Genomic DNA, 25,085 nt, shown 5'->3' on the forward strand with positions numbered 1-25,085 from the left:
TCGTTTTCGTTTCTTTTTTTACAGTCCAAGTCTGTCACGCAGCCCGTACCACCATGATCCCGCCATGGAGTAAGGAACGCGGAACATCCGGCCACCCGGGAACGGGTACCAAGGCACTTTCTCGAACACGTCGAAACGTGTCAGATCACCGTCAATCGCCTCTGACAGGATGCGCCCGAAAGTATGTGATCCGGTCACGCCGTGGCCGGAATACCCATGGGCAAAATAGGTGTTGTTCCCGATGCGCCCCATTTGCGGCACGCGGCTGAACGACAGCGCAAAGTTGCCGCTCCATGCATAGTCAATCTTCGTGTTCTTCAACTGTGGAAAGACCTTGATCATGTTCTTTTGCAGCTTGGACTTGATGTCGCTTGGGTCTGCCCCGCCATATACCGTCCCGCCGCCAAACAGCATCCGCTTGTCACCGGAAAGTCGATAGTAATCAAGGATATAGCGGATGTCTTCGACACAGGCGTCCTGTGGCAGCAACGCATGAGCAAACTCTTCACCCAAAGGTTCTGTGGCCATGACCTGTGTCGATACAGGCATCACACGTGATGTCAGGGTGGGCACAACATGGCCAAGATAGGCATTGCCGCACAGCACCAGCGTTTTACAGGTCATCGAACCCTTGGCCGTCGTAATCACAGGCCGGACGGCATCGGTATCAACACCGGTCACCATCGACATTTCATAGATTGTACCACCCAGCTTTTCGAAAGCTGCGGCTTCGCCCAAAGCAAGGTTCAGCGGATGCATGTGTCCACCGGAGTGGTCAATCAACCCGCCTTCGTAAAGATCCGAATTGATGTGTTCGCGCAGCTGGTTCTTGTCCAGCATTTCCTGATTGTCGATCCCATAAGCTTTCCAGACATTCTGGCGCTCTTCGAGTTCGCGCATATGGGCCTTGGTCAGCCCGGTAAAAATGTTCTTTTCCTTCAGGTCGCACTTGATGTCATAGGTTTTGATGCGTTCGCGAATGATCTCGCCGCCTTCTTGCACCAACCCCGCAACAAATGTGGCCGTCTGTGTGCCATACCGTTTTTTGATCGTCTGAAGGCTGGCGTTCAGCCCATTCACGATCTGGCCACCGTTGCGCCCGGAGGCACCCCAACCGACGCGCGCGCCTTCGATGATGGCAACCTGATAGCCCTTTTCGATCAGATGCAGAGCAGTGGACAGACCGGAGTATCCGGCACCAATGACACAAACATCTACTTCCTTTGCCCCAGTTAGTGGAGGTCGCTCAGGAGACGGGTTTGCCGAAGCCGCATAATAGCTGGAAGTGTGGCTTCCATCGCCAGCATAATGTTTAGGTTGTGCAGCCATCAGACCACCTCCAGATAGGAATGATATTCAAAATTGGTGACTTGTTGCCCGAACCGCTTGAGTTCTTGCGCCTTGCATTCGACAAACATGGTTTGCAGCTGAGCGGAAAACACCTCAGCTACATGTGCGCCATCTTCAAAGGCCTCGATTGCGCTGGCCCAGTCTAATGGTAAATGCGGCAGGTCAAGCCGGTAGGCATCCCCAATAATTGCGGGTTTTGGGGTCAATTCATTTTCGATGCCCAGCAACGCACCGCCGAGGATACTTGTCAGCACCAGATAGGGGTTCGCATCCGCGCCCGCGACGCGGTGTTCAATACGACGCGCCTTGTGGTTGCCACCCGGAATCCGGATCGCTGCGGTACGGTTCTCATACCCCCAGGCGACACCCGTCGGGGCGTGTGCCCCCGGCATCAACCGACGAAAGGAATTTTCATGCGGCGCAAAGGTCAGGCTGTTTTCCTGCATGGTCGCCAGCAATCCGGCAACTGCATTCAACATCAGCGGCGTGCCTTCTTCGCCACCATTGTCGAACACATTGTTGCCCTCGGCATCCAGCATGGAAAAGTGAACGTGAAAACCGCTGCCCGCGCGATGGCCGTATGGTTTGGCCATGAACGTCGCGGCGAAACCGTGCTTGCGGGCAACACCGCGCACCAGACGTTTGAACAACACAGCGTCATCTGCTGCCTTAAGCGGATCATCGACGTGCAACAGGTTGATTTCGAATTGACCGGCCCCATTTTCAGAAATGGCAGCATCCGCAGGAATGCCCTGCTCTTCGCAGGCGTCATATACGTCGTTCAAGAACCCATCAAAATGCTGAAGCTCGTCCAGCGACAGCACACCGTCGGAATCAAGTCGCTTGCCGGACACCGGAGATTGCGGTGCCATCGGTTGATCGCCTGACGGGTCACAAAGATAAAATTCAAGTTCGGTTGCAACAACAGGTGTCAGGCCACGCGCCTTGTAACGGTCAACAATATTGCTTAGCGCACGCCGCGGGTCGCCGGCAAACGGCGTGCCGTCCTCTTGACGCATCCACAACATTGCCATGGCAGTGGGCCGGTCCGTCCAGGAAATAGGCAACAGGTCCCGACCGGTAAAGTCACACAGGCCGTCAGAATCGCCGGTTTCGAAAACCAGCTTGCTGTTCTCGATATCCTCGCCCCAGATATCCACGCCACAGACGGACAGCGGCATACGCATACCGCCTTCCACAACCTTTTCCGCCTGCTCAACAGGCACACGCTTGCCGCGAAGGGTTCCGTTCAAATCACACACACAGGCAAAGATTGACTGGATCTCGGGCCGGTCAGCGAGCCATTTTTTTATGTCAGTAGCGGGCATAGAATCTCCTTTGAGATATACCTGTACATTATGTGATATCATTTGTGAACTTTTGATTTTCTTTTACTTGACCCCGCCCCTCCCCTACAGTGGAAGAAGAGCCCAGCATCAGAAGGTGGCCCGGTGTCCGAAATCGAGACCCTGAATATTCCCGAACTAAAGGTCGGTGAAGACACCACCGTTCAGGATTCCGTCTACGCCCGATTGCGCAATGCAATCATGATCGGCACCATCGAACCCGGCACGCATTTGACAATGCGCGGTTTGGCCGAGGCCATGGGATTAAGCCCGACACCAGTCCGCGAGGCGGTGCGCAGGCTAAGTTCAGAAAACGCAATCGAGATCCTTCCAAACCGGCGGATGGCGGTACCGGAAATGACACTGGGCCGCTTTGAAGAACTCGTCGCTTTGCGCATTGTGCTTGAAACCCATGCAGCAGAGCGATCTTTACCCTATGTATCAGACATAATTATTCAACAACTACAGTCTCTTGACGATGATATGGATCAGGCACTGCGCGACGAAGCGCTAGACCAGTTGACCATTCTCAATCTCGAATTCCATCGCGTTCTATATTCGATCAACCCCAATCAAGTGTCCTTGCCGGCGATCGAAAGTGTCTGGTTGCAGCTGGGGCCGTTTCAACGACAAGTCGTCAAACGGGTTAACGAGTTTTACAAGATCGACCGTCACAAGGAAATCTTGTCCGCCCTCAGATCCCGCAATGTAGCAGCTTTGCTTATCGCGACTGAAAGCGATATTCGGGAAGGTATCAGCCGGAGCGGGCGAAGCCTTCTGACGCGGAAGTCCGAAGGCCACCTGCTCGCTTGAGCTTTGCCAGCCACACACAGCCAGACAGTTAGACGTAGGGTAATTCAACCGCGAATAACCGCCATTCTGGACGGCTTCTCTACTCGCCTTGCCCCACTTTCATATTTTGTGATATCATTTTAAATATTGATATCAAAAAATGAAGGTGTGGCATGACTGAACGATCGACAAGCGACTGGCACGCAAAGGCAGCCCAATTGAACATTGGCGCAAAAATGATCATCGACGGTCAGTCTGTGGACGCAGCATCGGGACGCACATTTGCGTCAAACAGCCCGATTGATGGGCGCCACCTTGCTGATGTGGCGTCCGGCAGTCAGGAAGATGTGGACATCGCAGTCGCGGTCGCGCGGCGGGCGTTTGAAGATGGCCGCTGGTCTGCCAGACCACCAGCAGAACGCAAACTGGTCTTGCGGCGGTTGGCCGATCTTATCCGCGCCCACCGCGACGAACTCGCGCTTCTTGAGACCTTGGACATGGGCAAATCAATTTCCGACAGCACCTCGATTGACGTGCGGGCCGTGGCGAATTGTTTTGATTGGTACGGCGAGGCAATCGACAAAATCTATGATGAAATCGCCCCAACCGCACGCGACGCCGTGGCCATGGTGACAAAAGAGCCGTTAGGCGTGGTTGCCGCCGTTGTACCGTGGAACTTTCCAATGCTAATGGCCTCCTGGAAAGTGGCCCCTGCCCTTGCGACCGGCAATTCTGTGGTCCTAAAACCTGCCGAACAATCCTCACTTTCGGCGATCCGGCTGGCACAGCTTGCCTTGGAAGCCGGCGTTCCTGCGGGCGTGTTCAACGTTGTGACAGGGGACGGGCCAGAGGTTGGGCGCGCCTTGGGGCTTCACATGGATGTGGACGGGTTGTTCTTTACCGGTTCAACCCAAGTCGGCAAATATTTCATGGAATACTCTGCACAATCCAACCTCAAACGCTTAGGTCTGGAATTGGGCGGCAAAAGCCCCAACATCATCCTGTCCAGCTATCGCGACACCAAACACGCGGCAACCATCTCGGCGCATTCGGCGTTCTTTAATCAGGGCGAAATGTGTACCTGCCCCAGCCGCTTGATTGTGGATCGCGCAGTCCATGACGAAGTGGTCGAAACCCTGATAGAAGTGTCCAAGTCCTATGCCCCCGGTGATCCGCTGGACCCAGCAACAAGCATGGGCGCTATGGTCGATGCGCACCACACCGTGCGGGTCATGGAATTTGTCGAACACGCAAAAACCGATGGCGCGGATGTGGTCACAGGCGGGACCATGGCGCGACAAGACACCGGCGGCAGCTACATCGCACCGACCATCTTTGACAATGCAACCAACGATATGCGCATTGCACAAGAAGAAATCTTTGGCCCTCTGCTGACGGTCATTCCTGTGGAGAGTGTTGAGGAGGCAGTGAAGGTTGCCAATGACAGCTGCTACGGGCTGGCCTCAGCGGTTTGGACCGATGACCTGACAACCGCACACCAGGTGTCCAAAGGCATCCGCGCCGGTCTTGTTTATGTGAACTGCTATGATTGTGACGACATGACAACACCGTTCGGCGGGTTCAAGGAATCCGGCATCGGGCGGGATAAATCCCTGCACGCGATGGATAAATACGTTGAATTGAAAACCACTTGGATCAACATCGCGGGCCGCGACTGATCGGTTATATGGCCACGCAACCTATCTGGTTGCGGTAAACCAAACAAGAATGCCCGGGAAACACTCCCCGGGCATTCTACGTCTAACAGGAACGCAACATCAGAACAGGATGCTGGGCAACCACAGCGCAATTTGCGGAAACAAGAACACCAGCGCCAGACCAAGAATCTGCAATCCGACAAAGGGGATCGCCCCCCAATAGATATCGATGATCGACACTTCCTTGGGGGCCACTGAACGCATGTAGAACAGGTTATAACCAAACGGTGGCGTCAGATAAGCCGACTGCATACTCAGAATGAACAGAACCGCAAACCAAGTCGTATCAAACCCAAGGTCACGGACGATCGGCACGAACAATGGCACAGTGATAAAGACAATCGCAAAGTCATCGAGGAACATGCCAAGCACGAAATAGGCAACCAACATGGCAATGATAACCAGGTTCGGTGACAGATCATAATCTTCGATCAATTCACCCACGACCGCACCGGCACCCACACCGACATAAATCTTGGAGAAGAACACAGCCGCGATAGTGATCCACATCAACATGCCCATAAGCTTGGTTGTGGACAGCATGACATAGCGCATCATGTCCCAGCTTAACCGTCCCTGCACACCCGCGATCAGCAAGGCCCCAAACGCCCCGATTGCCGATGCCTCGGACGGCGAGGTGATGCCACCGATAATGCAGCCCAGAACGGTAAAGATCAGCAGGCCCGGCGCAATCAGAAAACGCAGGGATTTAAACTTTTCAACCGCTGTGAACCGCTCTTCGGCGGGCGGGCCCAGCGTCGGGTTAATCCGGCACCGGATCAGGATGTAAAAGATATAGATCGTCGCCAGCATCAACCCCGGCAGCAAACCAGCCGCAAACAACTTGCCCACGGAATCGCGGCTGAGGAAGGCATAGATGATCATCAACACACTGGGCGGGATCAAAAACCCAAGCGCCCCACCCGCCATGATGGTGCCGGTGACCAAGCGTTTGTCATAGCCGCGGTTCAACATGGCCGGCAGGGCAATAATGCCAAGACTGACCGTCGCTGCCCCGGACACGCCCGCCATAGCGGCAATCAATGCGCAGATGATGACCGTTCCGATGCCCAAGCCACCGGGCAGACCGCCCATCAGCTTGTGAATCATTTCAAACAAATCATCGGTGATGCCAGACCGTTGCAGCACAAGGCCCATAAAGATGAACAGCGGCAAGGCAACCAGCAGGAAGTTATCCATCGCACTGAAGGTCGAAGAAATCAGCAGATCAAGCCCGCCATCCCCGTAAATCGCAAAGGCGCTGCCGACTCCGCAAATCGTTAATGCCCAGGCAAGCGGCGCACCAAGTGCCATCAGCAACAGCATCGACGAAAACATAATCGCCGTGATGGCCAAAGGGTCCAGATTTTCCATTAGTATATCCTTAGTCAGGCAACAGCGTGCTGTTCCTGAAAATCAGCGTTTGTTGGAAGGCGCTGCAACGTCTGCTTTGGTCGCAACGGCCAGCATCTCAGGGTCAATGTCAATTTCCGGCTCGCATTCACGAGGGTCATCAAAATCAATATTCAACACCGTCAGCACAGCGCGCAAAAGCTCGGCAATATTCTGTAGCAATACCAAACCAACCGCGACGGGGATGACCGTCTTGATCGGGTACAGCGGCGGTTGCCACATGCTTTTGTTTGAATACTCAAGCACTGCCCAACTTTCGGCGGCAAAGCCAATTGCAAGCTTGAGGAAAATCGCCAAAACCACAAATCCGGCGGAGAAGATGATCACATCACAAAACGCCTGTCCGCGTTTGGGCAAAGCCCCCCAGATGACTTCGCTGCGGACATGGCCGCGATGCCGCAGGGTGTAGGAACCAGCCAGCATACAGAATGCACCATAGAGCATGGTGCTGGTTTCATGCGCCCATAGGGTTGGCGCGTCCAGAAAATAGCGGGATACGATCTCGACCATCAGAACGCCGATCATGCCCAACGTGAGCCAGGAAATGGCCTTTCCTACAAATTCGGAAAGGCCATCCTGGGCGACAAGATACCTTGTCACCCAATTCATCACAAACGGCCCTGTGCCTTGGCGTTCTCAACCAGCAGGTCAATCAACTTGGCATTACGCTCGGAACGGCCGGCTTCTTCCTGCCAGACTTCTTGCGCAGCAACAGTCAATTCATTGGAATCTGCCTCGGGCAGGGTTGCGAATTCAAACACGTCACCTTTGTCGACAACCGATTGGTTACCTTCAGCCAGCCAGTCATTGATGTCCTGAGCGAACTGTGCAGTCGCTTCCTGCATGATGGCCTTATGCTCGTCGGACAGGCCATTCCACTTTTCTGGGTTGGCAAGGAAAGTTTCAGTCCAGCCCGGCATAAGCATGTTCAAACGCGTATAATGCGTTGCAGTCTCGTTCAGTTTCAGCTGTTCATACTCAATCGGACCACCGTAGATCGCTCCGTCAATCACACCTGTGGACATCCCGATGTAAAGTTCACCGGATGGCAAGTAAACAGTAGGAATTTCAAAATATTCCAAAACCTTAGCAACGTTCGATGTCGCACGAATCTTGCGCGTTTTCAAATCAGCAAGCGATGTCACAGGTTCTTTCGTCAGCAGATCGTAATCGTGACCATAACCTTTACCAAGATAAACGACACCTGCTTCAGTATAGGCTTCGGTCAGCACATCATTGACCGGCGCGCTGTCGAAAAACGCCTTTGCCTCATCAAGGCTGGTCCAACCGCCCGGCAAACCTGCTTCGATATTGCCGATATCAACCTGACCGGACCAGTACCCACCGTGCCCGTGTGCAATGTCGATCGTACCTTTCTTTGCCGCATCAAGCAGCTGGTCACTTGCTACAAGTTCACCACCGTGGAAAACCGTCAGCCGCAGATCGCCGCCCGACTTTTCCTTCACCGTGTTTTTAAATTTCTTCAGAATGTCATCAATTTCGGTGCCATAAAACGTGTGAAACCGAAGACGTGTTGTGTCCGCCATCGCAGATGTTGCCAAGGTGGACAGTGCCACAACCCCGGACAATGCAGCCACCGCAGCGCGGCGTGTGAACAGGTTCATGTTCATTAAAGTAATCCCTCCAGATCGAGCGCTTCGAGCGCTACTCCTATTTCCGGCGCGACCAGTTTGCTGATCACACCTTTTCAACCGCGATAAACGTGGCTTGCAGGCAAAGCTACATCATGGACTATACTGTAGGCAATGATAATGTTACGAAAGCGACGCCAAACCACCAAAAATATCACAGCGGCAGAAGTCCTAGCAACAAATGCAAAGCGAGTAACAATTTGGATTTCACAAAGTTTCAGAGGCCCTCACGCCGCATGTGGAAACTTTTGGCAGAGACAGCGCAGAAAATCCCGCTAGGGTTACTGCGACGTCACACCGTGACGGACCCAAGCGTAAAAGCGCAACCGCACGTCAAAGAAAGCACCAACGGGAGAGAGCCGAAAATGGCCGAAACAAAAGAAAAGCTGGTCGGATTGACCGAAATTTACCGATACCTGCGGCGCAACAAAACGCCGATATATGTGGTGATGCCCACACCATTTAACCTTATGGGACTGGACCAATGGGTCGGTGGGTTGGAATTCGTGAACTATTTTGATGTCTTCGACGGGCAGCATCCGCGGGTCTTCAAACCAACACAGATCGGCGCGCCAGTTTTTCAATCAATGGAGGATGTGGGCAATTACCTGGTGGATCATCCCGAATTTCGCGCCCGCGTCGCAGAACGTGATCCCGGCCTCGCGATTTTTGTGATGTTCGATGAAAAAACAGAAGCGCTGTGCGAGGAAGTAGGCGTTAAAATTGCGCTGCCTTCAAATGATTTGCGCCACCGTCTGGACAGCAAGATCGAAACCACCCGCATCGGCAATGAGGCCGGTGTTGAAAGTGCGCCCAACACCATGGGCTATGCCGACAACTACAACCAACTGAACAAACTGGCCGCAAGCGCCAAACTGGGCAAGGATCTGGTGGTGCAGACCCCCTATGGCGACAGCGGGCGCACAACCTTCTTCATCAAATCCAAGAAGGACTGGGATAAGTTCTCCAGCAAGATCGTTGGCGAAGAGCTGAAGGTGATGAAACGCATCAACCACCTGCCCGGAACCATTGAAGGCTGCGCCACACGACACGGCACGCTGGTGGGTCCGGTCATGACCGACATCACCGGTTTTGAGGAAATTACCCCCTATAAGGGTGGCTGGTGTGGCAACGATATTTCGCCCGCGATTTTACCCGATGGCGTGCCCGACAAGGTCCGGGAAATGGCGCGCAAGCTGGGGGATCAGCTGTATGTAGAAGGGTACAAGGGCGTCTTTTGCACCGACTTCCTACTCGATACCGATACCAACGAGGTTTACCTTGGCGAGATCAATCCGCGGGTTTCGGGTGCGTCTCCCCCCACCAACCTGATTACATCGACCTACGGCGGCTGTCCGATGTTCCTGTTCCACCTTTTGGAATTCATGGATGTGGAATACGAAATCGACATCGAAGAAGTGCAAAGCCGCTGGAATCACTATGATTACTGGACCCAACTGATTCTCAAACAGACCGAAGACAAGGTCGAGCTGATCACACAGGCACCCAGATCCGGCATCTGGAAAATGGACAGTGAAGGCGAGATCGAGTTCGTGCGGGCCGGCCATAACATCAACGCACTGGGCGACGAAGAAGAAGCGTTCTATCTACGTGTCTATGGCACGGGCGAATATTGCTATCACGGGGCGGACCTAGGGTGCGTCCTGGCCCGCGGGCGGATGCAATCGGATAACCGCGAGCTGCTGGAACGGGCAAAACAGTGGAACAGCGCGATCAAGGCAGAGTTCAAATCTGTGCCCCTGACGGCAGAAACCGACGTTGCAATGCCGCCGGATATGACCGCAGGTAAGTGGTTCTAGGTTTCGGATGCGGGGGGCTGGTCAAGCTCCCCGTTCATCTCTCCGACAGCATCAATATCATTGCGCACCCAGAAAAACGCAAAGCCCATACCACGTAACCAAACCTCAAGCTTGTCGAGGCTGCCCCACTCGCGGGGCATCCCACGCGCGCTTTCAAGGGACATCCAATGATCATCAACCAGAAAGAAAACCGTCCAGGTATAGGGATTGCGATTCTGATCTCCGTAACCGCCGCCCTGAATGGTGCGCCGCACCCTGACGACGGTCGGATATTGGGTAATCCGGTAGGTTTCGATCAAGGTAGGGATGTCGTTTTGGCGAATTGTGCCATGGGGGACTGGAGACTGAAGCATCCACTCTTCTTGACACCTACAGCGTAAAAGTCAATAAAGCTACACCATGAACAATGGTGTTCTCAGCCAATCACGGCACATGAGAACCACGCGCAAGCGCACGCAATTGCACTTCCTTGAAAAGATGGTCAGAACATGCAGCTCAACTTTCGAAGCCTGACAGAAGAACGCCCTTCTGACGCCCTGCGTCAGGTGTTCGCGCGTGGCTGGCCGGGCTGGTCCGAGTGGATGCGCGAACGCCAGACAACCGTGGAAACCGACCTGCGTGATGCCCGTCTGGCGTTACGCCATCACATGCCCGAATTCGAAAACCTCTGGGACACATGGGTGAATGTCTGCGACGCAGATCAGGACGCCGCCCTATTTCTCAGCTTTTGGTCACCGCCGCGATATCTTGTGCATTGCTCGCAGGCGGTCCTTGTTGATGATCAGGGTCCGGTGTTGCTGCGCAACTATGATCTCGATCCCCAATTGAACGAATCCACATTGCTGGCCAGTAACTGGCGTGGGCGGCGCGTGATGGGCATGGTCGAAGGGATCGTCGGGCTGGCAGATGGCATGAATGATGCAGGGCTTGCCGCCTCCCTGACCTTTGGCGGTCGCACCATTGCCGCCGACGGCTTTGGAATTCCGCTCATTATCCGTTATGTGCTGGAAATATGCGCAGACGTGCAGCAGGCGGTCGAGGCCCTGCGCACTGTACCTTCGCATATGTCCTACAATGTCACTGTGGCGGATGCCGCTGGTGATTGGGCCACCGTCCTACTGGCCCCTGATCGCCCCGCAATTGTCACACGCAATCCCTTTACCACCAATCACCAGCTGGGTGTTGAGTGGCCACGCCACGGGCGATTTTCCAATACCGTCGGGCGTTCCGATCACCTCGAAGCACTTTATCAGGACCGCCACTTGACGGCGGAACAATTGACCGGGGCCTTCCTTTCCCGCCCGCTTGCCAGCACCGGTTACGATAAAGGGTTTGGCACGGTCTATACCGCCGCCTACCGCCCCACGACGCAAACCATGTCTTTACACTGGATGGATGGATCCCAAGAAAATCACAATCTGGGCGACATCACATCCGGCGAACGCCTGGTGCAATATACGGAGAAGGGCTCGCAAACCCTGACCCACAGCCGGCCCTTGCAGGTCGTCTCGCCAGAGACCGCCAGCACCTATCCGCCAGACTCCCCCCCGAATTCAGCGGGGCCAATTGCCCCCACCACTGCATAAATCCGCGCTGCAACACATTAACCTAGCTAGGAGAATATATGTCTCGCTTTTCAATCGCCGGCATCCAGATGCACATCACGATGCACAACAACATCAACGAGATGCGCAAACGCATGGAGATTTTGTTCAGCCTCTATCCATGGGTACAAATGGTTGTGTTCAGCGAATTGGCCCCGCATGGCCCAAACAAGACTGCCTCCCAACCTATCGGCGGCAAAATCGAACAGGACCTTGCCGAGCTGGCCCGCCGCTTTGATTGCTGGCTGATCCCCGGCAGCTATTTCGAAAAGAACGGCGACAACATCTATAACACCACCCCGGTATTCAACCCCGCAGGCGAGGTCGTGACCCGCTATCGCAAGATGTTCCCCTTTACCCCTTACGAAGAAGGCGTGACCCAAGGCGAGGATTTCTGCATCTTTGACGTTCCGGGGGCTGGCCGTTTCGGCGTGTCGATCTGCTATGATCTTTGGTTCCCCGAAGTGACCCGCACCCTGACATCCATGGGCGCTGAGGTAATTATCAACCCTGTACTGGCCAGCTTTGTTGACCGTCCTGCCGATCTGGCAATTGCTCAGGGATCAGCCGCAATGTTCCAAAGCTACATCTTCCACATCAACGGCTTGTTGGCGGGTGGCAACGGGTATTCGCTGGTGATTGATCCCGCTGGGCAAATCCTGCACCGGGGCAATGTGCAAGAAGAGATGATCCCGATCGAGGTTGATTTTGAACTGGTCCGCCGTTCACGGCGCGAGGGCATCTTGCGCATGGGTCAACCCCACAAAAGCTTCCGCGACAATCAGGTGCGATTCCCGGTTTATGAGCCAGAGTTCGACCGCAGCTATCTGGACAGCCTTGGGCCACTGGAAAAACCCGGGCGTCCCCTGTCTTGATGGAATACAGGGACGGCCTGAACGACAGGTGCCCCCACAACGATCAACACCGGCGGATGACGCCGGTGTTTCCCACTCTTTTAGTACAAAACAAGTGATCAGCAGCCCCCGCCATCAACCGCTGGCGGCGTCGGTTTCCAACCGCTTCTGAAGCAATTGGCGCGCCCGATCGAATGTCGGTTTAACACGTTTTGTCTTGCTGGCATTGGGCCGGAACGGGCGCCCCAGTGCAACCGCGACAGGGCATCCCAGCCGCGCCTGTTGCAAACGTTCCGACTTTGCCAAATGGGCCTTAATCGTCGGTTCCAACGCCAACCATTCATCCTGAATGCTGCACGCCGCGATCATAATAAATGTGCCTGAGCCCACATAGGTGCCCAGCAATCTGGAATTGTCCGCGGCGGCAGAGATACTGTTCCAGACCTCAGACAAAACTATGGCCAGTTCTTCGTCAGTACAGGTCCGGTACAGCGTATCAAACAACAGGATTTGTCCCGCAAAAACGGATGTCTCATCAACCCTGTAACGTTCCATCGTTGACAGGTAGTTACCCAACGAGAACTCGTCCGTATGTTGTCTGACACCGCGCAGGCAAACCGCATCGTCAAGGCCAAACCCATGTTCACCTTCGGTCCCCTCCTGTCCCGCAGGCAGGTCTTTGACGTCCAGAATTATCCGGTGTTCCGCCATCATGCGTTGGGCAATTTGCAGCCTGATACCAATACCTTTTACGTCAAACGGCTTGGCAATATAGTCATTCGCACCAGCACCGAACGCACTTTCGATAGAGCGCCGGTCAGATTGCGCCGTCAGCATGATGATCGGTGTATCCACATACAACGGTAACTGCCGGACTTTCCGACACAAGGTCACACCATCCATTTCCGGCATGGCAATGTCGAGAACCAGAACATCGAACCGTCCCTCATCCCGATCAAGAATTTCAAGTGCCGCACGTCCGGATGCTGCGACGACAACATCGTCATGGCCCTGTTGCTTCAGGACCACTGACAGCAAATCCAATACGATCGGGTCGTCATCTACAGCGAGAATTCTCATCTTGTTTCCTTGCCAATCATAAAGTTGCCAAGATGGATGCCCCAGAACTTAGGCAAATTTGTGGAAAGTTTTCGCCGTTTTCTGGCGCAAAAGGCCAAATAGGGCCGAAATGAGGGTTTCCCTCTCAAGTTGTCTAAAACTTGTCACAAACTGGCCACTGATTTGCCGAGGATTGCTGATCTGTTGAACGTGAGTAAATTGGCGGGCCGCTCCATTCGCCATTCAAAGATAGGAAACCACAGCAATGCGCATTTTGGCAGTAGATGACGATCCGATCATTCTTGATCTCCTTGCGGACTGTTTGACCGAGGATCTGGGCTATCATCTTCACATGTATGACTCAGCGGAAAGCGCGCTGGAGGCATTACATGAAACACAGCAGCCTTTTGACTGTATCCTGCTGGACATTATGCTGCCCGGAATGGACGGCATCCAGATGTGTGAATTGCTGCGCCAAACGACGCAATGCTACTCCACGCCTATCCTGATGATCACTGCTAGCAACGAAGTTGGCTTGATGGCACGGGCCTTCGAAGCCGGCGCGACAGATTTTATCAACAAACCCCTGAAACCGGTCGAATTGACCGGGCGGGTTGTGATGGCCGGTTTGCTGAACCAAAGCCTTGCCAAAGCGCAGCACACAATGAGCGCACTCAGCGACTCCATGAAACTGCGCTTTGATGAGCCGCTGGATCTAGGCGTACCGGGAATGACCACCATTCTGGCACATGAAAATCAATTGCTGCGCTGTAGCGCGAACTGTTTTGCCATGTCGATGTTCACCCTTAATGTTTCGGGTCTGCGTGGCATTTACCGGACCGTCAGGTCGCCGGCCTTCCGTCAGTGCCTTGAGATCATCGGAGCAACAGCGGTCAAGACACTGAACGAAAAGAACCTCAACCTATCTTACGTCGGCAATGGGCGTTTCTTTGGTACCGTCATGGACCGCAAGCGTATGGATCAGGATAAACTGACAACGGAGTTTGCCGAACACCTGCAAGCGGCCTGGGATTTTACCCAGACTGGTGTGCCAGTGCCGCCCAGCTGTACCTTTTCACAAGTCTCGCCACAACGCATGTGGTCGAACCTCTCTGCCAGCGACAAACTTAGAGACTGCATCAACATCGAATCATCCGGGCCCCATCTTACTGCCAGCGAAGAAAACGATCTGTTTGCCCGGCTCAACAACAAACTTTCTGAAGAAGGATAAACCGGTGGTCGTTGGGAAAACTGCAACAAAAGCGGATTTTTTCAAGTATTGTTTCAAGATGCCCAATTTTGGCCACCTTTTACCGGCACGTTGATATAAGAACAAAAAATCCTGACGATTGCCTTCCGGCAAAATGCAGGCAACGGAGAAAACGATGAAAATCCTCGCGGTCGATGACGATCCTATTATTCTTGAACTGCTGGACCAGTTCGTATGCATGATAGGTGAACATGAGCTGACAACAGCACTGTCCGGCCCGGAAGCCCTCCAGCTTTTGGAAGCTTCTGAAGCGGAAGTATTCGATTGCTTTCTCTTTGATATCCAGATGCCACAGATGGACGGGATCGACCTGACCAAGAATGTCCGTTCTCTGCCGTCCTATACTGACACCCCGATCCTGATGCTGACCGCGATGTCGGACAAACGCTATGTCGATGCGGCGTTCTCCGCTGGGGCAACTGATTACATCACCAAACCTTTCGAGGTGCCGGAATTGCGCGCGCGGCTAGGTCTGGTCGAAGGCCTTGTTCAGGCACGTCAGGAACGCACCCGCAAGATTTTCGCGACACAGAATATCTCATCGCCTTCGGAACCGGATGCGCCGGACAACGCGTTGGAACTGCATGAACCAATTTCGATCTATGACGTCGATAATGTGATTGAATACATGGCGATGCAGAACTATGTGGCCCAGCTTTCACGCGGTGCCCTGTTCGGGTCAACGACTTTTGCCTTCACGATCCGCAAAATTGATGAACACCATCAATCCATGACACCCTTCGAGTTCTACAGCCTGATCTCGGATGTCGCGGAAATTATCTCTGACACGCTTGCCGGGCACCAGTTCCTGATGGCCTATGCCGGCAGTGGCACTTTTGTCTGCGTCACGGAAAGTGGCTGGCGACCGAAAATGTCGGCCCTGATGGACGCCGTGAACCTATCGCTGTCCCGGACCGAGCTTTATGATAATTCGGCCCGCAAACTTTATGTCCGCGTCAGCGCGGGCGAGGCAATCCGGTTGATCTGGAAATCTGCCGATTCAGTGATGGAGGCCGTCGCAGCGGCCCATACGTCAGCAGAAGCTGCCAGTGAAGCACACGAGCGGTCAATGTCCGACCTCTGGTCAGTGGAGCAAAGAGCATGAAAGATACTATGGACGCCCTACCCGGCATTGAACGGATCAAAGAGCGCTTCATTGGCATGTTACAAGAGCGCCAGACCACCATTGCGCAACACGCGCTTTCCGCGTGGAAAAGCACCGATCCGACCAAAGCTGCGGCCCATCTTGAAACTGCGCAAGGGATCTTGCATCAGATTTCAGGCAGCGCGGGCTCCTTGGGCTTTCATGACCTGGGTCTGGCTGCACGCAACGCTGAGAACGCAATCATTGCCCATCTTGGCGATCCGTCATCTGAACTGATTGACGCCGTGGAACTGATCGACGGCTTCGTCGGCGAAGGTCAGAAGGTCATCGCGCAGCGCTAATGAAACGCTGGGCTTCGAGTATGCCATCTGGCAGGCTTAACCAAAAATTCCTATGGTATCGAAAACTTGGCCTCAGGGATCTTTCGATGCCCCTATTTGCCCATGATACTTGGCCCGGTGATCCTACGCGACAACAGGCCTGACGCCCCCCGCGTTACTGGCAACAATTCTGGCGCGGGGCCATCCCCTGATCCGGCATTTTCTGTATTTTAGAGCGCTCCGCCTTAAACCTGATCAACGTTCTGCCATGCGCCAAAACCGTACCGAAGCGCGTGTTCATCAATACGAGATAGCCAAGAAAACTAAAAATCTGCCAGAGCAACACCCCGACAGACCCGTATTCAAAAAAGCCAACAACCCTGACTATAGCGCCCGACCTTAAACATGAATCCCCAATACCCTGCCACGCTGCGCGCTCTCGGGACATCGGGGATACGAAATGCTTCAGGTTAAAGGCAGGACACTTTAGGCGGCGGCGGTCATGCCTGCTTTTTGCATCGCTTCTTTGATCTGATCGCCTAGCGAAATCGGGTCGAAGGGCTTGCTGATCACGTCAGCGGCCCCGATCTGCAACAGCTCATCAATCTCGGCGTGCTGCGCCCGCGCAGTCATAAAGATCGCCGGCACGGTTGCGAATTCTGGTTTTTCCCGCATCTTTTCCAGCGTCTGACGACCGGTCATGCCCGGCATCATCATATCCAACAACACTACGTCAGGCGTGTAGTTCTCGACATAGGCCAGTGCTGCCTCGCCAGTCTCGCACTGCACCACATCAAATTCACCCGAGAGGCTGAGCGCCATGTCGGCAATCTCGCGGATGTCCGCGTCATCTTCTACGTGTAATAGTTTGATCATCTCGAAGTCTCCGATCATGCAATGCGTTTGACGTCAACGTCATCAACCGCGTTAGAAGCTGGTTCGTTTTTCGGAAGGTTAAAGAAGAATGTCGTACCGACACCTTCTTTTGTGTCGAAACCAATAGTCCCGCCAAGGTTTTCAACAATGGCTTTACAGATGCTCAATCCAAGACCAGTACCACCCATGGCAGCCCGGTCCGAATTCGTCATATCGGCAAAACGGTCGAAGATCTTGCCTTGCTCGGCCAGCGGAATCCCCTGCCCCTCATCTTTCACCGACACACGCACGTGTTCGCCCGCATCGGCAATATCAAGAACAATACGCCCGTTTGGCGGCGAGAATTTATAGGCATTCGACATCAGATTGGTCAGGACCTGAATGAACCTGTTCGGATCTGTCTTTAGGAACACCGGCTTGTCAGCACCGCTCAGGGTTACAACAACACCGAAACGTTGCTGCAACATGGCGTTCGCCCGATCAGCTTCTTTCAGAAGCTCAACCAGATCAACGTCGCTGATATCAAACTCCATCTGACCGTTTGAAATCTTGTCCATGTCCAGAATGTCGTTGATGATCAGGATCAAACGGTCCGCGTTACGATGCGCAATCTCAAGCAGCGCCAGCGCCTTGTCTGGCAACTCGCCTGCCGAACCGGACAACAGCAGCCCCATGGCCCCCTTGATCGAGGTCAGCGGAGACCGCAGTTCATGACTCACTGTCGAGATAAATGCCGATTTGCGCTGCTCCTGCTCCAACCGGTGCGAAATATCCGTTGAAACGATAAGATATCTGCCAGCCCCTCTGGGATCAGGCAGATACTTGATGCTGACATACATTGGTGTGCCAACCAACTCGGCTTCGAACTGTGTCGTGACATCGCCCGAGGCACGCAGCGCGCGGCACGCCTTCAAAACGGATTCGATTTCGCTGGCCAGATTGAAGTCACCCAGATCTTTCTCCAGATACTCCTCATTGACCAATTTCAGTCGTTCTTTGGCTGAGCCGTTGAGATAGCTAAACTTTTCGGTCTGCGCGTCGATGATCCAAATGTCATCGCGCAGCTCATTCAGGGTTTGCGCGGAATGGCGCTCCGCCTGCAACTTACTTGTTTCTGTAACGTCGGTACGGGCCGAAATTGACCCTGCCCAGTTACCTTTTTTGTCAAAGATCGGGATGATCGTTGCCTGCGTTACAAGGGTGCTACCGTCTTTGCGCCGCAAATGGGTTTCACCTTGCCAGGTACTGCCTTGTTCGAGAAAATTGCGAATGTCGCAGGTCTGTGATTGGGACACTTCGTCGTACAACATCTTAACGTGCTGTCCGATAAGCTCTTTTCTATCATATCCGGTAAGTGCAAGAAGATGGTCGTTGACCTCGCTAAGGATCCCCTCATTGCTTACCATGTTGATACCGGCGTGCATATCAAGCGCCTGAAGCTGTTTTAGCATGTTAGAATGGGACCGCGCCGCCTCTGGTGCTTTCTGACCAAATGGACGGGTCCCTAACACCACGGGCAAGAAACCTGCGATCCCGATGGCACCGGCAGCGGGAATAATTCCGCCTGCGGCCTCAGGGAACACCGCAGAAGCCGCGCCGTACCATCCGGCTGCTAACCCGCACCCTAGAGCCGCCGAAAATGCGGTGTCGCCTTTAAAATAAACCGGTCGCACAGTTTCACCTTTGCCTTTCCAACCCACGCCCCGCAAAATATCGCGAAGCAAAGCAATTTTAATCAATTCAAAAATACTATTGTCGATAAAGCGGGCATAAATGTGGCGCGCTCCACCAAATTAGGAATTTTGTCTACATACACATCAAGATGCCAACGCATGGCAGCGGTTCACTTCTGCCGCAACTTCTGCAAGGTCCGTACGACCTTTAATCATACTAGAGAACAACCGCGGATCGGATTGCAGATCAGTATCCGCAGACAAGCCAATCACCCGCACATCGGGTTTCAGCTTGCAAATATCGTCAAGCAGTTGCTGCGCCCGCCCGTCTGGCAGGCCCCAGTCAAGAATAACAACATCAGGCGAAGTTTTGCGAAGCAACCGTTTGGCCGCCGTTCCGGATGTCGCATGAGAAACCGTCGCGAATTCATCCAACGCCCCTGCGACAACCTTAGCGAAATCTGCATCATCCTCAACATGCAACACCGACAGCTTGTTACCCGTCGCGGCCTTAGGCAAGGCCTCTACAGGAGCCTCAAGATGCGCCGAATTTTCGGACAATGGCAATGTGAACCAGAACACGGTCAAACCGTTCGGCGTACTCTTATAGCCGATTTTGCCGCCATGGCGCATAACAATCTGCCGTGTGATATTAAGCCCGAGGCCGGTTCCGCCCTTGGCTCGGGTATCCGAACTGTCCGCCTGCGAGAAGGCTTTGAATATGCGGTTCTTGAAGCTTTCGGGCACGCCTGGACCGGTATTCTGGATATAGACAATCGCCGTCTCCTCCAGCCGCTCCGCCTTAATCAGAACTTCGCTATCATTGTCGGAATACTTGCAGGCATTCGAAATCAAATTCGCCAGAATCTGCTTTGTCCGCCCCACATCCGCAAAAATGCTCAGGTCATCTTCAACGACCTCAACCCGCAAAGTGTTGGCATGAGTACTGGCGAAAGGTGTCATTTCCAACACCACAGTTTCCACAACCTCTGTCAGATCAACATCATCAAAGTTGAACGATATCTCTCCGGATGAAATTTTTTCAAGGTCCAGAATGTCGTTCACAATGTCAGTCAGACGGTTTGCATTCAGTCCGGCAATATCAATTAACCGGATCTGACCCTGACTCAGGTTTTCATCCTTGCTGGCCGTCAAAAGCCCCAACGCCCCTTTGATCGACGTCAATGGGGTGCGCAACTCGTGACTGACCGTAGATACGAACTGCCCCTTGATTAAATCAAGCTTCTTTTGGTCAGTGATATCAATGATCTGGGCAATGAACAGGTTGCCCCCGACATTCTTGTCAAACGACCAAGAAACATTCACCAGCCCCCAGCGTTCATCCTGCGAACCGTCCAATATCCGATGTTCCGCGGCATAGACCGTCGCGCTGCCGCTCTGCATCATCTGGGTGATTTGTTTGTACAACTCCTGACGGTCTTCTTCCGGCATCAAATCTGCCAGACTCACGCCATTAACCAATGCAATTTCGCTGCGTCCGGTCAGATGACAGAATGCCTTGTTCACGTTCCGGAACTTGCCCGTATCATCCATAAGCGCCATACCGATGGGCGCGCTTGAAAGCACCTGCCGGAACTGCGCTTCGCTGGCCTCAAGCGCGTTACGATCCCGGCGCAGTTCGGTCACATCCGATTGCGTCCCGATCAGGCGTAGTGCTTTGCCGTCAAGGTCGCGCTCCACAACCACCGCATCAGAACGCATCCAACGCCAACCACCTTCAACCGATTTAAGGCGGTACTCCGATGTTGAACGTTCCGTCCGCCCCTCAATACAATCCAGATCGGCCTTTTGCAGCAAGGGCAGGTCGTCAGGGTGTATACGCGAAAGGAAACTCTCTTGTGTGTTCATTCCGTTACACCCATCAGGATACCCCATGATCCGACACCAGGTTTCGGAAACTTCGGACAGACCGGTCACCAGATCAACGTCGAACACCCCGATCTCTGACCCTTGCAAAGCCATGTCGTTCAGTACCTTATGCCCCTTTAACTCCCGCTGGGCCTTGTTTTGCTCGGTAAGATCACGGGCAATCGCGGTCGTGCGCATTTCACCATCACTAGTCAGCCATTCGTTACACTGCAAATCCAGCTCAAGCACACGCCCGTTCTTGGTATGCCCCAAAGCGTTATGATTTTCATCTGGATCATCAATTTCGGTGGTCAGAGCATCGAAATGCAAACGGCTCATTTCATCTTTCGTATATCCAAAACACCGCTCTGCCGCCTGATTGGCCACCAAAACCTTGCCCGCTACGTCCAATACCAGAACAGAAATAACTGCGTTTTCAACAATCGACCGATTTTCCTCGGCACGGGCCTGCGCCTGACGCCCGCTTTCCAGCGCACTGTTTCTAAGACTGTCAGCGCGTGCCTGAAGGTTTCTGAAAATCAGCACAACAAAAGCAGTCAGCGCCAGACCAGCAACCAACACGGACAGCGGTTGATAGGACTTCAGCGCCGCATCAAATGCCACAGTGCTGTTATAGGACAGAACCCAGGTCCGGCCTATCTGATCAAACTCCTGTTGCGCGCTATAGACCCCTTTATCGCTTTTTCCCTCAGCCCCGTCAAAGATCAAAAGATCCTGCGTTGCGGTCTTGTCAAAAACCTGAAGACTATAGAGTTCGCCCTGCCCCAATGTCAGCCCTTGCAGCAGATTTTCCGCGACAAAAGCCGCGTTGACCCACCCCAAAAATACCGACTCTTCGCCGCTCTCTCCAGCATCGGTATAGATGGGCATCAGCATGACAAACCCCGGCAACGATCTGTCTTCCTGCACCAGCTGTATCGGGGGCGTAATCTGCGGCATTCCAGTGTCGCGGGCTTCTTCCAAAACCAAGCCACGCTCTTTGGAGAAGCTGATATCAAGACCGACGGCCTTTGCGTTGGTCGCTTCCGGCTCAATGTATTTGACGATAAAATGCGGATCACTTTGCGACCTGCGCTGGATCTCGAAGCCCGGCTGCCCCGCCGCGCGCGTGTCACGCACAAAATCGTCCAGTGCGGCATCAGGTACCTGCACGGAATAGCCCAGCCCCGCAATGCTCGGCAGGCGTTCTTCAATCTCCAAAGCACTTACATAATGCCGGAAATCCAGATGCGTGACATCGTCAGATGCTGAAATATAAGCGGCCGTACCCCGAACCGTCAGGAGATAACTGTTCATCCGTTCGCGCAGCGCTTCGACATTGTCATCGACAATCCGCTGAAATTCCATCTCAGCAACCCGCCGTTCGTCCTGCACGTTTACCGAGTACGCAACGCCAGTTAGGGCCAAGCAAACAAAAACAAGGAAAATCTCCAACCGTGAAGCCACTGCACACCCACAACTCTAACCAGACAACTTAATCCCGGCCCATATTGAACCGATGCAACAATTTGATGCTGCTGATGATATATTGAGGATAGATAAGGACTATGAGCAAGACGAGCAACAATAAATTCAAATATTGCGCGACTGTTCTAGTATTGATCTATTTATTTTTGTAAAATACTGCAAGGTACATACTATTCATGTATTGATATAAGAACCTCAAGAATTAACAGAAGGCAATCACAAGATTAGCTATGAGCTTTGACCTAACCGCAGAATAAATCAGCCAGAAATGAGACCCGCTGCTCCATTAAAGCGCGCCAAAATCTCTTATTTTCGACGACATCAGAGAATTCAACCCATCCGCCAAATGCCTTAGGGTCAGGACCCACCGCCATCCAGATCACCATGGACGGCGAACTGATCCAGCCCTGCATCACGCGGCGCAATCGTACGAAAGCTCTCTTTTACACCTGCTTCGGTCAGTTCCCGCGCCACCGTCAACAAGGTGTTGGCCTCCTGATCTTCGCAAAGCTCTGCCATATGGCGCAATTCATCTTCGGCTACTTGGGCCGCGGCCTCTACCGAGGGGGCACCATAGAGTTGCACAAAGTGTTCGGCCAAGGCCAATTTGAGCGCAGCAAATTCTGACGGCTCGATCTGTGTGACCGCCACAAAGGTCACCCGCCCGAAGGTCTCCGCTCCTAGCCAACCATTTGAGAATGCTTGCCGCGCCTTGCCAGTCAGATCGGCCTGTGACCAATTGGAAAACTCAAATCCCCCCGCGATGCACCATTCGCCGGTGCAGGCCGGTTTGTGAAAGACATTCATGTCGCTTTCGTCAAAGTGAATTGCCCGTGCCAGCATCATATCATTGGTCCTCCAGAAGACCGGTCAGCGGAAAAAGATGGGTGGTATCATCCGTGCGCAGCAACATACCGAACCGTTCATCCACCCCTAAAAACGTACCAGACACATCGTTGATTTTAGTATTTTCCCCAATACCATGCGCCAACCCGCGCCACTCTTTATGCAGCGGGGCCGGACCGTCCTCCAGCCAGGTATTGATCGCCACAAGCGTGTGTTTGACCCAGGATTCCAGCAAATCTGCGGCGTTCACATCTGCGCAACCCTCCGCATAAAGCGCGGTCTGATCAGGTGTTTCACCCGGGGCATCGCTGGCCGGCCAAAGGGGCAATTGCAACCCAACCACCAACCAATCCGGTTCGGCTTCGGGGTCTGTGCCACCAGATGCCATTCGCATCCGCCCGCAAGCCGCGCCGTTGATCCGCAAACCACCATCCCAGTCCAGATGTACTGCCACTTCTGGCGGTGCCAGCGCCCCCAATGCATTTTGAAACCCCACGGCGCAAAGCGGCATCATTGCAACCGCATCGGCCAAGACAACATCCGGCGCAAAAACCAGTGCCGCCTGCAAATCATTGGCCCCCAGATTATACACCACCAACCCGGCATCACAGCCCCGCGTGGCCTCGACACAGGCTTTGTCGAACGGGTCAACATGCCCTTCAACGGACAGCCCGCTAAACAACGGTGGAAAGCTGGGAACGCTCATGCCTTGCCCATCTCGATCAGGGATTTGGCGACGCTGCGAAACGCCTGCGCCTGTGCGGTTTCCGGCTTCGACACGACAATCGGCGCGCCCCCATCCGCCGCCAGACGGATATCCAGATGCAGCGGAATTTCCGCCAACAAAGGCACACCCAGCTTTTCGGCTTCGGATTTAACGCCACCATGGCCAAATACATGTTCCTCATGGCCGCATGCAGAACAAATATGGGTGCTCATGTTCTCGATCATCCCGATGATCGGCGTGCCCATCTGGTTGAACATGTCGATCCCCTTGCGGGCATCCAGCAGCGCAACATCTTGCGGCGTCGAGACAATGATCGCACCGTCCAGTTGCGCCTTTTGCGCCAGCGTCATTTGCACGTCCCCGGTGCCGGGGGGCAGATCAACGATCAGAACGTCAAGCGCGCCCCATTGCACCTGTGTCAACATCTGTTGCAAGGCCCCCATCAACATCGGACCGCGCCAAACCACGGCCTGATCATCGTTGGTCATCAAACCGATGGACATCATCGTGACACCAAAGTTGCGCAGCGGCAAAATCAGCTTGCCGTCAGGGCTTTGCGGGCGGCCAGACACGCCCAGCATCCGCGGCTGTGACGGCCCGTAAACATCCGCATCCAACATGCCGACACGCCGGCCTTCAGCGGCAAGCGCACATGCCAGATTTGCCGCAACAGTGGATTTTCCAACCCCACCCTTGCCCGACGCAATGGCAATAATGCGGTCCACACCCGGCACCTTCTCCGGCCCTGCAGGTTCTGCCTTGCGCCCCGCCTTCAAATCCGGCGGCGGAGTCGGCTTGCTGTGGGCTGTCATCACAATAGACACAGCGGATGCACCCAATGCCGCCAGCGCCGCCTCCGCTTCGACCTTGGCCGCCATAAACGGGTCTGGGCTGTCGACTTCCATCACGAACCGCACCGAATTATCATCGACATTCAATGCGCGGACCAACCCGGCCTCGACCAGATCAACACCCGAAGGCGCTTTGATTTCTTTCAGGCAGGCAAGAACTGCTTCGCGGGTCAGAGACATTTATGCGCCTTCAATCTTGCCGGTAACGACATGTTCAAGGTCCACACCATCAATGGTCAACACCATCTTTGCTTCAAAGCTCTGGCCCGAGGTATCCCCCGCCTTGCGCATCGCTTCTTCAATCGCCTGCTGGGATGTCACACCAACCTGTTTAAGAAATTTGCGCATCGACATGTTGAAATCTTCACTCATCACATAGTCCCCTGAATTACCTGAAATGTTGACGCCGCGACCCTAACGCTCCTAGGCTGGGGCGCAAGATTGGAGCCGTT

22 protein-coding genes are annotated in these 25,085 nt (G+C 54.0%); 8 read left to right on the forward strand and 14 right to left on the reverse strand.

Going from position 1 to position 25,085, the window contains the following annotated elements; genetic code table 11:
* Positions 1-18: 18 nt before the first annotated feature.
* On the reverse strand, positions 19-1,329 hold the full coding sequence (locus tag HKX44_RS17785) for an FAD-binding oxidoreductase (protein ID WP_276152704.1): 1,311 nt from the start codon (positions 1,327-1,329) through the stop codon (positions 19-21).
* Positions 1,329-2,678, reverse strand: a complete 1,350-nt coding sequence (locus tag HKX44_RS17790; protein ID WP_276152703.1) for a glutamine synthetase family protein — start codon at positions 2,676-2,678, stop codon at positions 1,329-1,331. The genes HKX44_RS17785 and HKX44_RS17790 overlap by 1 nt, the downstream gene beginning before the upstream one ends.
* Before the next feature lie 123 nt (positions 2,679-2,801).
* On the opposite strand from HKX44_RS17790, the gene HKX44_RS17795 reads away from it, so the two are divergent.
* Both HKX44_RS17795 and HKX44_RS17800 read left to right on the forward strand, forming a co-directional pair.
* Positions 2,802-3,509, forward strand: a complete 708-nt coding sequence (locus tag HKX44_RS17795; RefSeq protein WP_276152702.1) for a GntR family transcriptional regulator — start codon at positions 2,802-2,804, stop codon at positions 3,507-3,509.
* A gap of 152 nt (positions 3,510-3,661) precedes the next feature.
* Positions 3,662-5,167 (forward strand): aldehyde dehydrogenase, encoded by a 1,506-nt coding sequence (locus HKX44_RS17800; protein WP_276152701.1) that lies wholly within the window; start codon positions 3,662-3,664, stop codon positions 5,165-5,167.
* A 99-nt stretch (positions 5,168-5,266) separates the two neighbouring features.
* On the opposite strand, the gene HKX44_RS17805 is transcribed toward HKX44_RS17800, so the two are convergent.
* Genes HKX44_RS17805 through HKX44_RS17815 form a run of 3 tightly spaced genes read right to left on the reverse strand, consistent with a single transcriptional unit; the run spans position 5,267 to position 8,250 of the window.
* The gene (locus HKX44_RS17805) at positions 5,267-6,580 is read right to left on the reverse strand and encodes a TRAP transporter large permease subunit (RefSeq protein WP_276152700.1); all 1,314 of its coding nucleotides are present in this window, start codon (positions 6,578-6,580) and stop codon (positions 5,267-5,269) included.
* A 42-nt stretch (positions 6,581-6,622) separates the two neighbouring features.
* Positions 6,623-7,228, reverse strand: coding sequence for a TRAP transporter small permease subunit (locus tag HKX44_RS17810; RefSeq protein WP_276153239.1), 606 nt, complete (start codon positions 7,226-7,228; stop codon positions 6,623-6,625).
* Positions 7,228-8,250: a TRAP transporter substrate-binding protein gene (locus HKX44_RS17815; RefSeq protein ID WP_276152698.1), complete on the reverse strand. Its 1,023-nt coding sequence runs from the start codon at positions 8,248-8,250 to the stop codon at positions 7,228-7,230. Before HKX44_RS17815 ends, HKX44_RS17810 begins: the two co-directional genes overlap by 1 nt.
* A 386-nt stretch (positions 8,251-8,636) precedes the next feature.
* Between HKX44_RS17815 and HKX44_RS17820 the strand changes: the two genes are divergently transcribed.
* The gene (locus HKX44_RS17820; RefSeq protein WP_276152697.1) at positions 8,637-10,091 is read left to right on the forward strand and encodes a biotin carboxylase; all 1,455 of its coding nucleotides are present in this window, start codon (positions 8,637-8,639) and stop codon (positions 10,089-10,091) included.
* Here the strand turns inward: HKX44_RS17820 and HKX44_RS17825 are convergent.
* Positions 10,088-10,444 carry a hypothetical protein gene (locus tag HKX44_RS17825; RefSeq protein WP_276152696.1) on the reverse strand — a complete coding sequence of 119 codons (357 nt, stop codon included), beginning with the start codon at positions 10,442-10,444 and terminating at the stop codon, positions 10,088-10,090. The two genes, HKX44_RS17820 and HKX44_RS17825, sit on opposite strands and share 4 nt — an antisense overlap.
* A 135-nt stretch (positions 10,445-10,579) precedes the next feature.
* On the opposite strand from HKX44_RS17825, the gene HKX44_RS17830 reads away from it, so the two are divergent.
* Together HKX44_RS17830 and HKX44_RS17835 are read left to right on the forward strand one after the other, a co-directional pair.
* Positions 10,580-11,677, forward strand: a complete 1,098-nt coding sequence (locus HKX44_RS17830; RefSeq protein WP_276152695.1) for a C45 family peptidase — start codon at positions 10,580-10,582, stop codon at positions 11,675-11,677.
* 38 nt (positions 11,678-11,715) lie between these two features.
* Positions 11,716-12,570 (forward strand): carbon-nitrogen hydrolase family protein, encoded by an 855-nt coding sequence (locus tag HKX44_RS17835; RefSeq protein ID WP_276152694.1) that lies wholly within the window; start codon positions 11,716-11,718, stop codon positions 12,568-12,570.
* A gap of 114 nt (positions 12,571-12,684) precedes the next feature.
* On the opposite strand, the gene HKX44_RS17840 is transcribed toward HKX44_RS17835, so the two are convergent.
* A complete protein-coding gene (locus HKX44_RS17840; RefSeq protein ID WP_276152693.1) occupies positions 12,685-13,629 on the reverse strand; it encodes a response regulator in 945 nt (314 codons plus the stop codon).
* A 244-nt stretch (positions 13,630-13,873) separates the two neighbouring features.
* Here HKX44_RS17840 and HKX44_RS17845 point away from each other — a divergent pair, with 244 nt between their 5' ends.
* The 3 genes from HKX44_RS17845 (at position 13,874) to HKX44_RS17855 (ending at position 16,324) form a co-directional block, all read left to right on the forward strand.
* Positions 13,874-14,839: a response regulator gene (locus HKX44_RS17845; RefSeq protein WP_276152692.1), complete on the forward strand. Its 966-nt coding sequence runs from the start codon at positions 13,874-13,876 to the stop codon at positions 14,837-14,839.
* 154 nt (positions 14,840-14,993) lie between these two features.
* Entirely contained in the window at positions 14,994-15,983 is a 990-nt protein-coding gene (locus HKX44_RS17850; RefSeq protein WP_276152691.1) for a response regulator, read from the forward strand.
* The gene (locus HKX44_RS17855) at positions 15,980-16,324 is read left to right on the forward strand and encodes an Hpt domain-containing protein (RefSeq protein WP_276152690.1); all 345 of its coding nucleotides are present in this window, start codon (positions 15,980-15,982) and stop codon (positions 16,322-16,324) included. Before HKX44_RS17850 ends, HKX44_RS17855 begins: the two co-directional genes overlap by 4 nt.
* Before the next feature lie 465 nt (positions 16,325-16,789).
* On the opposite strand, the gene HKX44_RS17860 is transcribed toward HKX44_RS17855, so the two are convergent.
* From HKX44_RS17860 to HKX44_RS17890, 7 genes are all read right to left on the reverse strand, one after another.
* A complete protein-coding gene (locus HKX44_RS17860; RefSeq protein ID WP_276152689.1) occupies positions 16,790-17,179 on the reverse strand; it encodes a response regulator in 390 nt (129 codons plus the stop codon).
* Between the two features lie 14 nt (positions 17,180-17,193).
* Positions 17,194-18,852, reverse strand: a complete 1,659-nt coding sequence (locus tag HKX44_RS17865; protein ID WP_276152688.1) for a PAS domain-containing sensor histidine kinase — start codon at positions 18,850-18,852, stop codon at positions 17,194-17,196.
* A gap of 144 nt (positions 18,853-18,996) precedes the next feature.
* Positions 18,997-22,089, reverse strand: coding sequence for a CHASE domain-containing protein (locus HKX44_RS17870; RefSeq protein ID WP_276153732.1), 3,093 nt, complete (start codon positions 22,087-22,089; stop codon positions 18,997-18,999).
* Between the two features lie 477 nt (positions 22,090-22,566).
* Complete coding sequence (locus tag HKX44_RS17875; RefSeq protein ID WP_276152686.1) at positions 22,567-23,055, reverse strand: DUF6505 family protein; 489 nt, start codon at positions 23,053-23,055, stop codon at positions 22,567-22,569.
* A 1-nt stretch (position 23,056) separates the two neighbouring features.
* Complete coding sequence (locus HKX44_RS17880) at positions 23,057-23,761, reverse strand: biotin/lipoate--protein ligase family protein (RefSeq protein ID WP_276152685.1); 705 nt, start codon at positions 23,759-23,761, stop codon at positions 23,057-23,059.
* A complete protein-coding gene (locus tag HKX44_RS17885) occupies positions 23,758-24,813 on the reverse strand; it encodes an Mrp/NBP35 family ATP-binding protein (protein ID WP_276152684.1) in 1,056 nt (351 codons plus the stop codon). The genes HKX44_RS17880 and HKX44_RS17885 overlap by 4 nt, the downstream gene beginning before the upstream one ends.
* Entirely contained in the window at positions 24,814-25,005 is a 192-nt protein-coding gene (locus tag HKX44_RS17890; protein WP_276152683.1) for a DUF6494 family protein, read from the reverse strand.
* Between the last annotated feature and the right edge of the window lie 80 nt (positions 25,006-25,085).

This window comes from Sulfitobacter sp. M05 (assembly GCF_029285175.1).
Lineage (GTDB): Bacteria > Pseudomonadota > Alphaproteobacteria > Rhodobacterales > Rhodobacteraceae > Sulfitobacter.

Excerpts from the sequence above, each read along its gene's own strand:
- HKX44_RS17855 (WP_276152690.1), top strand. The coding sequence starts at position 15,980 with ATGAAAGATACTATGGACGCCCTACCCGGCATTGAACGGATCAAAGAG.
- HKX44_RS17845 (WP_276152692.1), top strand. The coding sequence starts at position 13,874 with ATGCGCATTTTGGCAGTAGATGACGATCCGATCATTCTTGATCTCCTT.
- HKX44_RS17880 (WP_276152685.1), bottom strand. The coding sequence starts at position 23,761 with ATGAGCGTTCCCAGCTTTCCACCGTTGTTTAGCGGGCTGTCCGTTGAA.
- HKX44_RS17790 (WP_276152703.1), bottom strand. The coding sequence starts at position 2,678 with ATGCCCGCTACTGACATAAAAAAATGGCTCGCTGACCGGCCCGAGATC.
- HKX44_RS17850 (WP_276152691.1), top strand. The coding sequence starts at position 14,994 with ATGAAAATCCTCGCGGTCGATGACGATCCTATTATTCTTGAACTGCTG.
- HKX44_RS17800 (WP_276152701.1), top strand. The coding sequence starts at position 3,662 with ATGACTGAACGATCGACAAGCGACTGGCACGCAAAGGCAGCCCAATTG.
- HKX44_RS17885 (WP_276152684.1), bottom strand. The coding sequence starts at position 24,813 with ATGTCTCTGACCCGCGAAGCAGTTCTTGCCTGCCTGAAAGAAATCAAA.
- HKX44_RS17860 (WP_276152689.1), bottom strand. The coding sequence starts at position 17,179 with ATGATCAAACTATTACACGTAGAAGATGACGCGGACATCCGCGAGATT.
- HKX44_RS17840 (WP_276152693.1), bottom strand. The coding sequence starts at position 13,629 with ATGAGAATTCTCGCTGTAGATGACGACCCGATCGTATTGGATTTGCTG.
- HKX44_RS17810 (WP_276153239.1), bottom strand. The coding sequence starts at position 7,228 with ATGAATTGGGTGACAAGGTATCTTGTCGCCCAGGATGGCCTTTCCGAA.
- HKX44_RS17805 (WP_276152700.1), bottom strand. The coding sequence starts at position 6,580 with ATGGAAAATCTGGACCCTTTGGCCATCACGGCGATTATGTTTTCGTCG.
- HKX44_RS17820 (WP_276152697.1), top strand. The coding sequence starts at position 8,637 with ATGGCCGAAACAAAAGAAAAGCTGGTCGGATTGACCGAAATTTACCGA.
- HKX44_RS17815 (WP_276152698.1), bottom strand. The coding sequence starts at position 8,250 with ATGAACATGAACCTGTTCACACGCCGCGCTGCGGTGGCTGCATTGTCC.
- HKX44_RS17825 (WP_276152696.1), bottom strand. The coding sequence starts at position 10,444 with ATGCTTCAGTCTCCAGTCCCCCATGGCACAATTCGCCAAAACGACATC.
- HKX44_RS17830 (WP_276152695.1), top strand. The coding sequence starts at position 10,580 with ATGCAGCTCAACTTTCGAAGCCTGACAGAAGAACGCCCTTCTGACGCC.
- HKX44_RS17870 (WP_276153732.1), bottom strand. The coding sequence starts at position 22,089 with ATGGAATTTCAGCGGATTGTCGATGACAATGTCGAAGCGCTGCGCGAA.
- HKX44_RS17835 (WP_276152694.1), top strand. The coding sequence starts at position 11,716 with ATGTCTCGCTTTTCAATCGCCGGCATCCAGATGCACATCACGATGCAC.
- HKX44_RS17875 (WP_276152686.1), bottom strand. The coding sequence starts at position 23,055 with ATGATGCTGGCACGGGCAATTCACTTTGACGAAAGCGACATGAATGTC.
- HKX44_RS17890 (WP_276152683.1), bottom strand. The coding sequence starts at position 25,005 with ATGAGTGAAGATTTCAACATGTCGATGCGCAAATTTCTTAAACAGGTT.
- HKX44_RS17785 (WP_276152704.1), bottom strand. The coding sequence starts at position 1,329 with ATGGCTGCACAACCTAAACATTATGCTGGCGATGGAAGCCACACTTCC.